The sequence below is a fragment of the Clostridioides sp. LIBA-6822 genome, from assembly GCF_056688955.1.
On sequence record NZ_CP196995.1, the window covers coordinates 4,257,782 to 4,273,684 of the forward strand.

At 27.8% G+C, this 15,903-nt stretch carries 18 protein-coding genes; 2 read left to right on the forward strand and 16 right to left on the reverse strand.

Annotation, left to right across the window (positions count from 1 at the left end; genetic code table 11):
- Positions 1-37 precede the first annotated feature (37 nt).
- Positions 38-730 carry a response regulator transcription factor gene (locus tag ACTG48_RS20205; RefSeq protein WP_479917802.1) on the reverse strand — a complete coding sequence of 231 codons (693 nt, stop codon included), beginning with the start codon at positions 728-730 and terminating at the stop codon, positions 38-40.
- 136 nt (positions 731-866) lie between these two features.
- Entirely contained in the window at positions 867-1,583 is a 717-nt protein-coding gene (locus ACTG48_RS20210; RefSeq protein ID WP_479917803.1) for a M15 family metallopeptidase, read from the reverse strand.
- Between the two features lie 125 nt (positions 1,584-1,708).
- Here ACTG48_RS20210 and ACTG48_RS20215 point away from each other — a divergent pair, with 125 nt between their 5' ends.
- Complete coding sequence (locus ACTG48_RS20215; RefSeq protein WP_479917804.1) at positions 1,709-2,443, forward strand: tRNA 2-thiocytidine biosynthesis TtcA family protein; 735 nt, start codon at positions 1,709-1,711, stop codon at positions 2,441-2,443.
- A 244-nt stretch (positions 2,444-2,687) separates the two neighbouring features.
- On the opposite strand, the gene ACTG48_RS20220 is transcribed toward ACTG48_RS20215, so the two are convergent.
- From ACTG48_RS20220 to ACTG48_RS20265, 10 genes are all read right to left on the reverse strand, one after another.
- Entirely contained in the window at positions 2,688-3,443 is a 756-nt protein-coding gene (locus tag ACTG48_RS20220) for a metallophosphoesterase (protein WP_021386541.1), read from the reverse strand.
- A gap of 121 nt (positions 3,444-3,564) precedes the next feature.
- Complete coding sequence (locus ACTG48_RS20225) at positions 3,565-4,503, reverse strand: SDR family oxidoreductase (RefSeq protein WP_479917805.1); 939 nt, start codon at positions 4,501-4,503, stop codon at positions 3,565-3,567.
- A gap of 102 nt (positions 4,504-4,605) precedes the next feature.
- On the reverse strand, positions 4,606-5,256 hold the full coding sequence (locus ACTG48_RS20230; protein ID WP_479917806.1) for an HAD family hydrolase: 651 nt from the start codon (positions 5,254-5,256) through the stop codon (positions 4,606-4,608).
- 148 nt (positions 5,257-5,404) lie between these two features.
- Positions 5,405-5,593 carry a ferredoxin gene (locus ACTG48_RS20235; RefSeq protein WP_003422320.1) on the reverse strand — a complete coding sequence of 63 codons (189 nt, stop codon included), beginning with the start codon at positions 5,591-5,593 and terminating at the stop codon, positions 5,405-5,407.
- A 107-nt stretch (positions 5,594-5,700) separates the two neighbouring features.
- A complete protein-coding gene (locus ACTG48_RS20240) occupies positions 5,701-6,885 on the reverse strand; it encodes an amidohydrolase family protein (protein ID WP_021386559.1) in 1,185 nt (394 codons plus the stop codon).
- 141 nt (positions 6,886-7,026) lie between these two features.
- Entirely contained in the window at positions 7,027-7,944 is a 918-nt protein-coding gene (locus ACTG48_RS20245; protein WP_021386538.1) for a SufB/SufD family protein, read from the reverse strand.
- Positions 7,945-7,965: 21 nt separating this feature from the next.
- The gene (locus ACTG48_RS20250) at positions 7,966-8,694 is read right to left on the reverse strand and encodes an ABC transporter ATP-binding protein (protein WP_021386545.1); all 729 of its coding nucleotides are present in this window, start codon (positions 8,692-8,694) and stop codon (positions 7,966-7,968) included.
- A 197-nt stretch (positions 8,695-8,891) separates the two neighbouring features.
- Complete coding sequence (locus ACTG48_RS20255; RefSeq protein WP_003420681.1) at positions 8,892-9,092, reverse strand: hypothetical protein; 201 nt, start codon at positions 9,090-9,092, stop codon at positions 8,892-8,894.
- A 124-nt stretch (positions 9,093-9,216) separates the two neighbouring features.
- The gene (locus ACTG48_RS20260; RefSeq protein WP_021386535.1) at positions 9,217-9,597 is read right to left on the reverse strand and encodes a VOC family protein; all 381 of its coding nucleotides are present in this window, start codon (positions 9,595-9,597) and stop codon (positions 9,217-9,219) included.
- Positions 9,598-9,867: 270 nt separating this feature from the next.
- Positions 9,868-11,226: an MATE family efflux transporter gene (locus ACTG48_RS20265; protein WP_021386539.1), complete on the reverse strand. Its 1,359-nt coding sequence runs from the start codon at positions 11,224-11,226 to the stop codon at positions 9,868-9,870.
- Positions 11,227-11,686: 460 nt separating this feature from the next.
- On the opposite strand from ACTG48_RS20265, the gene ACTG48_RS20270 reads away from it, so the two are divergent.
- On the forward strand, positions 11,687-12,139 hold the full coding sequence (locus ACTG48_RS20270) for a staygreen family protein (RefSeq protein WP_021386525.1): 453 nt from the start codon (positions 11,687-11,689) through the stop codon (positions 12,137-12,139).
- A 149-nt stretch (positions 12,140-12,288) separates the two neighbouring features.
- Here the strand turns inward: ACTG48_RS20270 and ACTG48_RS20275 are convergent, their stop codons facing one another.
- From ACTG48_RS20275 to ACTG48_RS20290, 4 genes are all read right to left on the reverse strand, one after another.
- The gene (locus ACTG48_RS20275) at positions 12,289-12,906 is read right to left on the reverse strand and encodes a DUF488 domain-containing protein (protein WP_021386531.1); all 618 of its coding nucleotides are present in this window, start codon (positions 12,904-12,906) and stop codon (positions 12,289-12,291) included.
- A 46-nt stretch (positions 12,907-12,952) separates the two neighbouring features.
- Positions 12,953-13,075, reverse strand: a complete 123-nt coding sequence (locus ACTG48_RS20280; protein WP_021386543.1) for a hypothetical protein — start codon at positions 13,073-13,075, stop codon at positions 12,953-12,955.
- A 384-nt stretch (positions 13,076-13,459) separates the two neighbouring features.
- A complete protein-coding gene (locus tag ACTG48_RS20285) occupies positions 13,460-14,257 on the reverse strand; it encodes a MerR family transcriptional regulator (protein ID WP_479917807.1) in 798 nt (265 codons plus the stop codon).
- A 90-nt stretch (positions 14,258-14,347) separates the two neighbouring features.
- The gene (locus ACTG48_RS20290) at positions 14,348-15,766 is read right to left on the reverse strand and encodes a potassium/proton antiporter (protein WP_479917808.1); all 1,419 of its coding nucleotides are present in this window, start codon (positions 15,764-15,766) and stop codon (positions 14,348-14,350) included.
- Between the last annotated feature and the right edge of the window lie 137 nt (positions 15,767-15,903).

Genomic DNA, 15,903 nt, shown 5'->3' on the forward strand with positions numbered 1-15,903 from the left:
ATCTATTATAGGACGAAACATATGATTTAATAAGCTTTTATTTTTCAATTTTATATCCTACTCCCCATACAGTATGAATTATTTTTTCTCCATCTGTATATTTTTCAATTTTATCCCTTATTCTACTCATATGAACCATTACAGTATTGTTAGATTGATAATATTTCTCTTTCCATACTTTTTCAAATATTTCTTCTGTACTGTATACTCTTCCCTTATTATTTGCCAATAAGTACAGTATATCAAATTCTCTTGACGTTAAAGTTATGTCCTTTCCAGCTACTGTTACACTATGCTTTTCCTTATCTATTAATACCACTCCAACTTCTATGATATTTTTATTGTCATTATTAGCTCCACTAAAATAATATGCTCTTCTAATCAATGATTTCACTCTCACAGTAAGTTCAAGTGGATTAAATGGTTTTGTAAGATAATCATCTGCACCAGTCATTATTCCTTGTATTTTATCCATGTCTTCTGATTTTGCACTCAACATAAGTATTGGTATATTCAAACTTTCTCTAACTCTTCTGCAAACTTCTATCCCATCCATTTTTGGCATCATTATATCCAACACCATTAAATGAATATTTTCTTTTTTTAAAATATCTAGAGCTTCTTCTCCATCTTCAGCTTTAATTACATTATATCCACCATTTAAAAGATATATCTCTATAAGGTCTCTTATTTCTTTTTCATCATCAACAACAAGAATTGTATTCTCCACTTTTACACATCCCAACTTAACTTTTGTATATAGTTTTTATTCATATAAAATTATACTATACTTTAGTTAGTGTAATCCATTAAATTTACCCACTTCTTAACTTCCAATATTATACAATTAACTTTAAATATTTATATTATTTATTTTGCAAATATTCTTCTAAAGTTAAATCTTTTGAATAAATTTCCTCGGCAATATCCTTTCCAACATATCTAATATGCCATGGTTCATATGCTGTACCTGTTATATCTTCTTTACCCTTAGGATATCTTATTATAAATCCAAACTTATGAGCATTTTCTGCCAACCATATAGCTTCTTTTGTACTCCCAACAAACCATCTTTCTGGGTTTGTTAAGTCTATACAAAGTCCAGTTTGATGCTCACTATAACCAGGCTTTGCCACATATGCATCTGCTTTTTCCTGTCCCTGAGATTTTACCCTTTTTGTATAAGTCTCTTGCTGAGTACTGTAAGATCTATATGCTGAAGACCCTAAAAATTGTATTCCTTCTTCTTTAGCTTGCTTAACTAAATCTTCAACTGCTTTTGCAGGTACTCCTGCCATTTGTTTTTCCTCTTCTGTTGCTTCTTCAACAAAAGGTATATTTACTTTAGTAATATTTTCGGGAGCATAATCTTTGCCAATTCCATTTGTCTTGTTTACCAGTAATATATTTGCTATACTATTTGAGTGATTTTTATTTTGGGAATTTGATTCAACATCTTCTTCTGAAGCAAATTGGGCAGTTCCTGTTGGGTTTTTGTCTTTTATAAGAAATTTATCTTTAGATATAAATACACTTATAAATACTACTATAATAATGGCTAATATTAATTTAAATTTTTTCATGGTTACATCGTCTCCTTTTTGTATGTTTGTCTATAATGTTAATTTTAGAGTATAAATTTTAAGTATTTTATAAGTAAATCTTAAGTAAATCTTAAATTTAATATTTTTGAAAGGTGGTGCTAAAAATGTCTATACAAAAACTTCTTAGTAAAGCTCGCAAGGCTATACAAGACTTCGATATGATACAAGAAAATGATAAAATTGCTGTTGGGCTCTCTGGTGGAAAAGATAGTTTAACATTGCTTCATATACTTAAAAGTTATCAAAGATTTTCTCCTCAAAACTTTGAATTGATAGCTATAACATTAAATACTGGTGGTATTGATAATTCTCCACTAGATAAGTTGTGTCAGGAAATAGATGTGCCTTTTTATGAGTTTCAAACTGATATAAAGGAAATTGTATTTGATATAAGACAAGAAAAAAATCCTTGTGCATTATGTGCTAATTTAAGAAGAGGTGCCTTAAATGATAATGCTAAAAAGCTTGGATGTAACAAGGTAGCTCTTGGACATCATAAAGATGATGCAATTGAAACATTTTTAATGTCTATGTTTTATGAAGGCAGAGTAAATTGTTTTTCTCCAAAAACATATTTAGATAGACAAGATTTAACTGTCATAAGACCTATGATTTACATAGAAGAGTATATGACTAAAAAGATTTCAAAAGATTCTAACTATCCTATTATAACAAATCCATGCCCTGCAAATGGTCATACTAGAAGAGAATACATAAAAAATCTTATTGCTGATTTAAACAAAGAAATGCCAGATTTTAAAAGAAATGTATTTGGTGCTTTAAATAATTCAGAAAAATTATTTATATGGGATAAAGAAAAAATAAAAAACTTTAAATAGTAATTAATATTTTTACACACAAAAAAGCAAGATTGTATTAATTATAAATAATCAGTATATAAGCTACACAATCTTGCTGTATTTTTATTTTTTATCTTATATTGTTTTAATGTATATTTTAACAGTTATTAATAATATCTATATTATCTAATACACTAATTATAATAACTTGAATATTTTGTATCTTAACTCAATCTATTCTTACAGTTTCTACATATTCTAATAAATAAAATAATATTTCATATTAAATTAGAATGTTAAATTCTACTATCTCTGGTATATTAAGAAATCTAAATGGTAGCTTTGTACTTCCAAGTCCTGAGCTTACATATAAATGATTTCCATTTATCTCATAAAACCCTTTAGTATATTTTCTCCCATATGGAGGAGTAACTAGAGCTCCTTTAAAAGGTACTCTTATTTGACCACCATGGCTATGCCCAGATAAAACTAAATTCATCGCATCCTTACTGAGCATATCAACTAAATCTGGTTCATGTGCCAATAATAAATTAAAATTTTTCTTATCAGTTTTATTCTCCAGATATTTTATATTAGGATTTCCATTTAATATTTCATCAACACCTAATATGTTAATATATTTGTCCTCAGCTAATTTTATTTTTTTATTTTCATTTATCAAAAGATTGAAGTTGGAATTTTTCATAATCTGTCTATAATACCTAGGAAGTTTATACATATAATCATGATTGCCGAATACTGAAAATTTTCCCAACCTAGCATTCATACTTGATAAAATAGTTGTAATTTCATCTATATCTGGATTTTTATTGGAATAATCAATTAAATCACCAGTAAATACTATTATATCTGGATTTAAAGCATTAATCTTATTAGCTACTTTCTTAAGGTTCTTAGTTGAGTAAAAACTTCCTATTTGAGTATCTGTAATTTGAACTACTTTTATACTTTCAGATTTGGGCTTCACTGTATCATTTTTTACCAAATCTCCACTTTCACTTATACTATATTTTTTCACAATTAATAGACTCGGTTCTATCGCAACTGAGTATATAAAAATCAAAATAACTATCAGTATAAAAATTTTTAAAAAAGACTTAACTTTTAAATTCAAAGCATCTACCTACTTATTTACTTTCTTAAACTATTTGCATTACAGATTCAACTTTGTCCATTTTTCTGTCATGCATTTTTGGCTTATTAGCTAAAAACCATTTATATGTCGCTGTAAGCCCTTCTTTTAATAATACATTTGGTATATAAAGCCCATGTTCAATAAGCTTATTTATATCAAGATTGAAGTCTATATTTCTAAATGGGAAATAGGTTCTTTCTCTAAACTCCACTTTTTCCATATCTACATACTTTATAATAGGTTCTTTACCAATAACTTCTCCACATGTATGTATAAGTTCATCCCAAGAAATTAACTGTGGATTTGTTACGTTATAAGCCTCTCTTACATGAGGATTTTTCATTATACTTTCTAATACCTTTACCAAATCACCAATATATATAAATTGATTACTCACTTGTTTTCCTTTTGGCACTGGTATTTTTTCATTTTTTTCTATTTTTTCGAAGAAATAATATTCTCTATATAAATTATTATTTTCGCCATATATATAAGTTGGTCTAATAATTATATATGGTATAGAGCTACTTATAACAAAATCCTCTGCTTCTTTTTTATTTAGACCATATTTTCCCCAGTTTTCATTTTCACCCTTCTCATTTTCTTCTTTAACATTTCTCCCACTATCTTTGTATACTGCTCCTGCTGACAATACTATATATTTCTTTAGGCTATCTATGCTTACAAAATCAATAAGATTACTTACATCGTCTTTTGTATATGCCGTCATATCATATATGTAATCATACTTTCTTCCCCTGATAATGTTTTCCATATCTTTGCGAACTTTTCTATCACAAATTAGATGTTCTTTAAAACCTGTATAATCTATTTCCTTTTTACCATTTGTAAGTATATCAATTTGATACCCACATTTAATTAAACGCTTAGCAAGTGCAGAACCTATGAAGTCGCTTCCACCCATAATTAAAATAGATTTCATTTTAAGTGCATCCTCCTCTTTTTTAAATGACTTCCTTAATTATAATATCATATTTTTAAATATGCTACAGTATTTTGTATTATTTTTGTTTATAAAAGATGTTTATAGAAAAATATCTTTTATAGAATCTACACTTTCGACAATATAAGTAGGTTCACTTTCACTAATCTCTTCAAACGAACCATATCCATACAACACTCCAATAGAATCTATGCCTATTTTTTTTGCACCAATTACATCATATTTTCTATCTCCAACCATGATAACTTTATCTTTATCTTCCACATTACATAAATCTAATACATATTGTATAACTTCATTTTTATTTACTCTTGTCCCATCAAGATTACTACCTGCTATATATTTGAAATATCTATCTATCTCAAAATATTTAAGTATAGTTTCTGCAAAAACTGTTGGTTTAGAAGTAGCTACTAATAATATTTTACCCTTTTTATATAACATTTCTAATATTTCTTTTACATTCTTGTAAATTTTATTTTCAAATATTCCTTTATCTGAAAAATATTCTCTATATTTTTCAACAGCTTTTTTAGCTTTTTCATCCTCAAATTTATAATATTCTTTAAAAGTATCATATAAGGGTGGTCCTATAAATTGTTCCAAGTTATCTAAATCTTCTTTTATACCAAAACTATCCAAAGAATATTGAATAGACTTTGTTATTCCTTCTTTAGGGTCTGTAAGCGTTCCATCCAAATCAAACAATACTATTTCATAGTTTTTTTTCATATTTAAATCCTCCATATTTATAAAAAGTAATATCTTATATTTTATATTTATATATTTTAAAAAGCTATAGTAATAGAATTTTCTAATACTATAGCTTAAATAACAATTAAATCTTACATATTTAGTTTTAAAATAAATTTGAATAGCTTTATTTAACTGTTATAGCTGAAACTGGACATCCTTCTTCTGCTTCTTTACATAAATCTTGTAAATCTGCTGGTATTTCTCCTTCAATTGCAACTGAATGTCCTTCATCACTCATACTAAAAACGTCTGGACATGTTCCTATACACGCTCCACAAGCTACACATACATCCTTATCAACAAATGCTTTCATACTAAAATGCCTCCCCTAAAATTATCATTTTTTAATTATTGTTTCCTTAAGATATTTATCCAATATATGCCAATTTAAACATATATTTATTATTTTATCACTATTGCTCAGTTTATTATAGTATCTTCATATCCATGTCTATAAACTTCGCTACTTTTCATCCATGATTTTACGGTATATTGTAAACTTAACTTTCTATTTAAAGTGAGTTCATTATCATTATAGTCTTTTATAATATCGTTGCCCTTTTCCATTGTAAATATAGTAAAATCACCTTCTCCACCAACCTTTATTCTACCTTTACTTCCATGTAAATCGAAAATCTTTGTTGGATATTCAGTTACTTTTTCTATACATTTTTCTAAAGATATTCCAAGTTCCATAATTTTATTTATAACATTTAAAAGAGAATAATTTATGTCTTTCATATTTTTTATATGCATATCAGTGCTTATTAAATCTGGTTCTAATCCTTGATTTACTGCTTTTTTAAAAACTTTAAAATCAAACTGGTCTAATCCATGGCACACGTCAAATAGTACGCCTCGATTCTTTGCATTTATTACTGACTCTCTCAGTGTGCCAAATTCATTAAATATTCCATGTGTGCTATTTCCATATACAGGTGTAACCACATCTCCTTTTCCCAAAATATTCATTACTTCATCTATATATGATGGATGCTCACCTATATATACCACTAATGGTAAATTTAATTTTTTAGCAACTTGCTTTGATTTTTTAACTATATCTATCCCATTTTCATTAGATTGAAACCTACTTGCTTTTACTTTTATCCCTTTTATCTTTTCCATATTTCTTTCTACAATAGACTCAACATTATCAAAGTTTATAACATCTAAAGAGGTTGATTCGTTCAATATATTTAGTCCCTCATTTGTTACGTTTAGAAATGAATACACTTCAGTTTTACACTCATCCATATACTTTTTCTTAAAATCATAGTAATTTAAAGGACCTGCTGTACCTGCATCAAATATGACTGTTGAACCTTTTTCAATTCCAATTGAATCAGAGTCCATACCTGTAGGTAATTTTCTCTTATAACAATGGGTGTGAACATCTATAAATCCAGGAGAAATATACATATTATCAGCATTTATTATCTCAAATTCTTTATTTGTAAGTAATTTCTCTTTTCTTATCTTTTCTTTGAGATTCAATCCAATAGCATATATTTTCCCATGCAAAACCAAGATATCTTTTTTTTCAAACTTGATACCATCTTTTGGAGATATTATTGTCCCATTTCTTATAAGTAAATTTTTCATTTATTCCACATCCTAATTACAGTATAATTTCTCTAATAGTTTTTCTTACATAAAGAAAATAAGTCTAAAAATAGAAATAATTTAGACTTATTCATTATATTATACTATATTCATTATGTTAAATTAAATAAAAACTTCAATTTACTTTAAGAAACAATTAAGTATTTGTTGTTCAGCTTCTTCTTCAGTAAGACCTAATGTCATCATCTTTAGTATTTGGTCTCCTGCAATTTTTCCAATAGCCGCCTCGTGTACTAAGAGAGCATCTGGATGATTTGCAGCAATCTCAGGTATGGCACTAATTTGAGAATTTCCCATGATTATTGAGTCACATTGAACATGTGCAGAACAAAGAGAATCCCCAATAACACAAGGATTGAATTTTTGTTTAGAATTATCTTGCCCAACTGTACGAGAAATTACTTGAGCAGAGGAATTTTCTCCCTCTAATACAACCTTCATATTAGACTCAGCAACTTGATTTCCATGAGTCAATAATTTTTCAAATACTACTATTTTAGCTCCTTTACCTAGGTTTGCATCCATTTCCCTTTTAGTCGAATCTACACCCTTAATTTGAATTGTTTCCATCTCACAATATGAATCTTCATCCATATTAACAATAGTAACTGGATTTAAAATTTTCTTTCCTTCTCCATCACCTTCACCATAATGTTTTTCTACATATTTTAAGCGAGCTCCTTTACGTAAGAAAAATCTATGTATTCCATTATGTTCACTATCATCACAACCACAATTATGTATTCCACATCCAGCAATTATAACAACATCTGCATTTTCTCCAATTTCAAAATCATTATAAACCATATCCTGTACGCCAGCTTCTGTTACTATTACTGGTATATGGACATTTTCGCCTTTTGTATTTGGCTTTACTATAATATCAATTCCAGGTTTATCCTTTTTAGGAACTATAGTTACATTTTCAGTTGAATGTCTCTCTATTCCTTGCCCATTTTTACGTATATTGTATGCTCCTAATGGAGTTCCACGAAGTTCAGCAACTTTTTCTAAAAGATTTAAATCTGTTTTATTCATTTAATTTGCCTTCCTTTCTAATTAATTCATATCTTTCATTAATTCACAACTTGAATTAACTTGGCACATGATTTCAGGTAATATAGCATCTTTTGTTCCATGACTTTTTACTGAACCATCTTGTAAAACGATTATTTCATCAGCTAACTCTAATATTCTTTCTTGGTGAGAAATTATGATTATAGTCTGGTCAGACTCTTCGTGGATTTTCTTAAAACTTTCATTAAGCTTTCCAAAACTCCAAAGGTCTATCCCTGCTTCAGGTTCATCAAATATAGAAACCTTTAAATCTCTAGCAAAAAGAGTTGCTATCTCAATTCTTTTCATTTCTCCTCCAGAGAGAGAGTTATCAACTTCACGGTTTAAATAGTCTTTTGAACACAATCCAACATCCGTAAGATATTGACAACATACATCTGTAGACAATGGTTTTCCATGAGCAAGTGTAAGTAGATTTTCAACTGTCATACCTTTTATTCTTGGTGGTTGTTGAAATGCATATCCTATCCCCTTCTTTGCTCTTTCTGTAATACTAAGATTTGTTATATCTTCTCCATCTAAAATTATCTGACCACTAGTGGCTTTTTCAATTCCCATGATAAGTTTAGCAATTGTAGATTTTCCTCCACCATTTGGCCCTGTGATAACAATAAGTTTTCCTCTCTCAAATGAAAGGCTAACATCATTTATTATTCCTAGTTCCTCATTGTTAGACTCAACATTAAAGGAAAGATTTTTTATTTCAAGCATAATACCCCTCTTTTCTGTAAAATATTACATTGATATCCATTCTTTTATTATATCAGTAATTTTTATATACCAGCAACTCCAAAGAGACAAAATATGTATTAAATAATAAAACAGACTTATTAAAAAACAAAAAAGATGAGTCTTATACTGACTCATCTTAAAAAGTTCTTATTATAAAGTTATATGTATTTGAAAAATTAACCTTCTATATACTCTAGTATTATTTTTTGATTATCTTTTAACATAATCTCTTCTTTTTTAGATTCTATTCCATTCTTTTTTATCTTTACCTCAGCTACAAAAGCATCATTACCTTCAACCATTTCTAATAACTCATAAGCTTTTTTACGTCCTATTTTAGTTGCTATATCTTTTAACACTGCCATTTTCTTAAACATTTTATCACCTCTACTCAAAATTTACAATTGATTTTTAATTATATAAACCTAGTCTTAGACTAACTTATAATAATTATTGTCTCTAATTATATCAGATATAGAGTAAATTTAATACTTTGTAAAATTATTTATCCTCTCTAACCAAATAATCATTTCCATCTTGGTCTTTAAATGAAAACATCCTTCCATAAGGCATTTCCATTAGTTCACCAACCTCAACTTCATTATTAGCCATTTGTTCATAAGTTCCATTAATATCTCTTGTACTTAAAATTATTGACGGATGAGATAAATCTATCTCTTTATTTTGTTTCATCATTAGATTTTTATCATACAGTACAAATGTCGTAAACTCATTTTTGCTTGGTGCTATTTCTAACCATTTCACATTTGGGCCCATTTCCTTTTCATAAGTTACTACAAAGTTTAATTTTTCTGTCCAAAACAATTTTGCATCCTCTTGATTGTTTACATAGAGGCTTATCTTTCCTATTTTATTTATCATAACAATACCCACCTTTATTATTAAATAAATATCTAATATTTTTTATATTTAATAATATACCCATATATATTATTTTCTATAGATATATATTTCTAATATTTATCCCATATTATATAATTCTAAACTATAATGTAATTTATTTATCCCATATTATTATAGACTTTATTTATATGATTTAATCATTCTGTATCATACTTATAATTATGAAAATATGTACACTAAAAATCACTCTTAAATAGAGTTTTATATCTAAAAGTGATTTTATATATCCTATGCAATTTTATGTTTTAGCCATTTTGTTCCTCTTAATCTTAAACAGTATAACGTTCCTCTAACAAGCCAATCTGTGTACATACCTATCCAAATACCAAGTACTCCAAATTCTAACACAACTCCCAATACATAACCTGTAAAAATTCTAAAAATCCACATGCCTATTATAGCTGTCATCATTGTATATCTTGTATCTCCAGCCCCTTTTAACCCTGCTGACAATACAAATGATATAGGCCATATTACCATAGCTAAACAATCACTTCGAATCAGTTGTGTTGATACAGCAATTACACTAGTATTTTGAGTATACATACTTGAAATCCAAGGTGCAATTGGTATAAATATAGCTCCTACTACAAATAAACAAATTGTTGCAAATTTAGTTAGGTATAAGAGAGTACTTTTAGCCCCTTTAATATCTCCACGCCCTATATACTGACCTACCAATGTCGTTGCAGATAAGGCCAAAGCATTTCCTATTACATTTATGATAGATGCAATTGACATTCCTATTGCATTGGATGCAATTGCTGAGGTACCCATAGTAACTATAAACACTTGAACAATTAATTTCCCTGCGTTAAAAAGTAATTGTTCAACGCCTGCTGGTATTCCTATATTAAATATAGATTTTTGAGTTTCAATATCAATCTTAAATGGAAATATTTTACCTATAGATATAAATTCATTTCCTTTAAATAAAGCTCTTATAATAACTATACATCCAATTATTCTAGCTATAGCAATAGACATAGCTGCACCTGTTATTCCATAAGATGGTGTTTGTAGATTTATACCTAGAGGGTTTAAATCAATGCCATATATAAGTATATATCCTAATGTTACATTTACTATATTCATAAACATAGTAACATACATAGGTTTCTTTACATCTCCACATCCTCTTAAAATACCATTTGCTATTTGTTGTGTTGCAATAAATGGATACGTAAATAATGTAAATTCTATGTATAATTTTGCATTTGATTTTACCAATTCTTCTGCTGAACCATAAAATAAATTGATTACACCCGTTCTAAAAACCCACATTAATATTGTTATTGTAAATGATAGTATTACTCCAGATACTAGAGCTTGCTTTATAGTTTCATTCACTTTTTCACTATCCCTTTTACCTATCTGTTGAGCTACAACAACAGTTGCACCAACAGATAGTGCAGCAAATACAGATATAAATATATTATTTATTGAGTCAACCATTCCAACTGCAGATACAGCCTCTTCTCCAATATGACCTGCCATCATCGTATTAAATACTCCTAGAAGCATGACAAATGTCTGCTCTATCATTATAGGAATTGCTAATTTTATAACATTTTTCCTTATAAACATACTTCTCCCTCTTTTCCCCATTTATGTAAATTTAAATTTTAGTTAACTTATCAAACTTTAAGTTGGTTTTTAAAGTTAAAATTATATTGTTGACATCATAATATACTGTGTCCAAATAATATTATTCTTATTTAATATCATTTGAACACAGTACATCTTTATAATTATTTTATGTTTATTATTTTTTATGGATACTAGAATTTAAATATTTATATATTTAAATTAGACAATTAGTATAATTAACTATTATAAAAGATAGCTATATTTCGTTAATATTGTATCATTATTGTGTAATAATCACAATAAATACATGTCACACATTTATCCATATTTATCCATGTTTTGATTACTCCAATTTATATAAAAGATAAGCTAAAATATAAAATCTTACAATATAAATGTAACAAAACTGACTCAATTTAATATTGTATTTTATAGACTATTTTTAGGATGTGATACTTTGGTTAATTTGAATGCAAATAATTTAAATGTAAATATGGTTTATCCTGTTTCTGCTACAGCTCCTATACGTTTTAGAAGATACACTGTTTCATACTCAGAAAATATGAGCAATATTTATTTAACTATAGCAACCTACTTCGATACACTTGGTTTAGGAACAGTAAGTATTGATAAAGTTTATGGTCAATGGGCTTGGGTTGTTGGTGACATATATGATTTAAATCTATTCGTTTTTGTTGGAAACTACCCTTATGAAATTGCTAGAAATAGATATGATGCTTTTGTTAATATTCTTCCAATTGCAATTACTTCTATTGCAATTGGAGATAGAATATTCTTCATTTCTAACTCTTGTTTATTAAACTCAAAAATTACAGTTAGATTTATATCCAGTCATCCTACACTTAATAGAACTGTTGATTATGGCAGTATTAGAAATTTTATTTTGTAACATTACAACATGATGTACTATTTGAAACAATATCATAAACTAAATCATATTATTAAATTATAGTAACATTATTAATCAGTACATCATGTTTATCTGTTACAATTTTATCACATTTTCTTATTTAAGATAATTTTTAGTACTTAAGATTTCTATTTACTTATTTTTTCTGTTCTAAATCCTATCTCTTTGTTTGCTAATTTATAGCCTTCTTGTATCATTTCTTCTCTTGTCAACGCATTCCCTAATAAATTATCAATACTAAGTTGTTTTCTATCACTAAAATACTTATCCAATAATGATTCTTCTATATCTTCTTGAGTTGCTAAATGTCCCTCATGCATTATATATTTTACATCAAAACCTTCTTTATTCAGTACCTTACCTAGCAAAATGCTTCTATGACATCGTATAGGCTCTTGCATTGCTCCTAATAAAACTATTTTATATCCCATCTGACATCCCTTTTTTAATCTTTCTATCCCTTTTAAAAAAATCTCTTCCTCAATTACCTTTTCAAAATCTGCATAACCTTCTTCTGTATATACATCTTTGTTAGTCCTTTTTGCTCCAAACTCCTTACCCATGTATATATATACAAATCCAGATTCTCTAAGAGATTCGTTAAATGCCTCTTTATTATATTGAATATTATATTTAGAATATGGAGTTTCTCTAATATCAACTACACAGTTTATATTGTACTTTTTTATCATATCAATAAGTTTACTAAAGGGATAATTTGAATGTCCTATCGCAAATATTTCCATATAATCACCTACTATTCTTAAAAATCAATATTCGAAATACAATTGATTATCCTACATATAAACCTTCTATGTTACAAATGTATTTAACAACTTCTATATTTTCATTTTGACAAGTATATACATTACTAAATAAATCGTTTATTTCTAATGCTATTTCTAAATAAAGCATATATATAGATATATATTCTTTCTCTTAGTGCCAGCTTCATAAGAATATCAATTATATAATAATTATACCCTTATTTCTCCAAAATCAAATAAAATATCATTTATTTGTTCTAAATACTTACACTCTTTTTTACTTATAACTTTCTGTATGTATTTTTTATTTTCCTGCTTAAAATGCTTATCTTTAGATTTATCTAAACCCCAAAATAAACCAAAAAATAATCTCAAAAAATGAGGGTGTCTCAAAATGAACTGTTTAGTTAATGAGGCACTCTTTTTTGTATTAAATCAAATATATTTTTATCATTTCAACAACGAAAAAGAGGCTTATCTCTATTCTGAGACAGCCCCATTTAATAGCTTTATCTTGATTAATTTTAACCTCTTATAAAACTCGTTTCACTGGTATCTGAACTTCTGTTAACCAATCATCCTCATTCTCTTTATTCCATATGCCATCTATATAAGACTCTCTAGGATTTCCAATTACTTCATATTTGTTGTCCTCTATCCATTTAAATGCATCTGCATAAGTCTTTCCTAATGTTGAATATGAACCATTGTGTAATATACAAACTGCATTTTCAACTTCATCTAGTTCTTTAAACTTTAATATATCTGTATCTTTCTTTAAATCATTTATAGCTTGACACATCTCAACATCCATATCAGACTCTCTATATTCACCATCATGATATATATTGAAACAATAATCAGGAACCGCACATGTACACCCTGTATTTCTCATTTCTTCAGCCATTACGTTTGGAAATAGATTGAAAAGTTCATCATACCCCTTTAATACCTTTCTCATAGAGGCAATTTTAACTTTTGGTAAAGACTTAATAATTACATCATTCATATTGACTTCTCCTTTCAAATTCACAAGATAATTACGCAGTTTAATGAGTTTATATTCTTCACTTTTGATTACATCCAACATTTCTTTTTCTTTATTCATTAAAATATTTTCAACCTCTTCAGGATTTTCCACAGCTTCTTTTATCTCAGCTAATGATAAGCCCATTTGTTTTAAAGTTATTATCTGATGTAATTTAGGTAATTGCTCTGTTGTATAGTACCTATATTTTGTAAACTCATCTACATATTCTGGCTTTAATAAGCCTATATCTTCATAATACCTTAATGTCTTTGTAGTTATTTTATTTATTTTAGAAAACATTCCTATAGAAAACATCTCATCACCTGCGCATTAGATTTGATTAATTTAAGTTTAGACCTTCCCCTTAGGTTAAAGTCAATACAAAATAAATTATAATTGTATTAATTCTTCAATTCTATCTCCACTTAATACCAATGTATCTCCTGTTTTTATAACAGTTGAACCTTTAGGTACTAAAACCTGTTCCTTTCGTTTTATCATAACTATTAATATATCCTCTGGTATATTAGAATCCATTATACTCTTATTTGCCCACTTACTACTATCATCAACATTTACTTCTATAAGTTTAGAGCTAATTTCTCCATCATAATCATTAAATGTTTTCAATACAGATGTATTATCATCAACCAAATCGAGCTTTTTAGCTACAGTTGGTATTAATGCTCCTTGTATGCCTACTGAAAGTAACGCTATAAAAAAGATTATATGGAATATGTCATTCTCTATGATTACACCCTGAGTAACTGCATAAATCGCAAAAACTACTGAAGCAGCACCTCTAAGACCTACCCATGATATGAATAATTTTTCTTTATTTGAAAATTTAAATTTTGCTAGAACTATAAATGTTGCTAATGGTCTTGCAATAACTATCATAAATATAGATATTGCCATTGCTATACCAAATACATTTGGTAGTTTGGAAGGGAAAGATAACAATCCTAACATAAAGAATAACATTATTTGCATAATCCATGAGATTCCATCAAAGAAATGAACCAAACTTTTTTTATGAGGTATCTTACTGTTTCCTAGAATAATACCTGAAATATACACACTTAAATATCCATTTCCTCCAAGATACTCACTAAATGCATAAGAAAGTATTGCAATAGCTATTGTAAATATAGTATAAAATCCTTCTATCTCGAAGTTTGAATTTTTCAAAATATAAACAGACAATTTTGCTAGTATAAATCCTATAGCTAGCCCAAAAACTATTTGCTTTATTACCATTGGCACAATAAGTTCTACTCCAGAATTATTCATCAATGTCAAAAGAATTAGTGTCAACATATACGCTATTGGGTCATTACTTCCACTTTCGACTTCCAATAAGGAGGCAAGAGAACCTTTTAAATTTAGTTTTCGAGAACGCAACACAGCAAATACAGATGCAGCATCTGTTGAAGCTGCAATTGCTCCAATTAATAAGCCTTCAAGTAAACTAGTTCCTACTACCATATGACAAAATATACCTGTTACTCCTGCTGTAATTATTACACCCAATGATGACATCAGTATAGAAGGTATTGCAACTGGCTTAGCCATATTCCAGTTTGTTCCAAATCCTCCAAAGAACATTATAAATATTAGTCCTATAGAACATAATTGTTTTGTTAATTCATAGTTGTCAAAATAAATTCCTACCATACCATCAGACCCAAATAGCATCCCTAATAGGATAAAAATTAATAATATTGGTACTCCAAATTTATATAAGACCTTACTCGAGGTTATACAAATCAATAGCACTAATCCACTTATAATCATCAATTCTGTCATAGCATCAACTCCATTTCATATAAATTTTGTAGATTAAAATATACCTACAATTTTATTATTTGTTCAAATATAACATGACATAAGTTTTATAAGTTATGGTGCATAAAGTACAATTAAAATTTAATAATACACTAAAA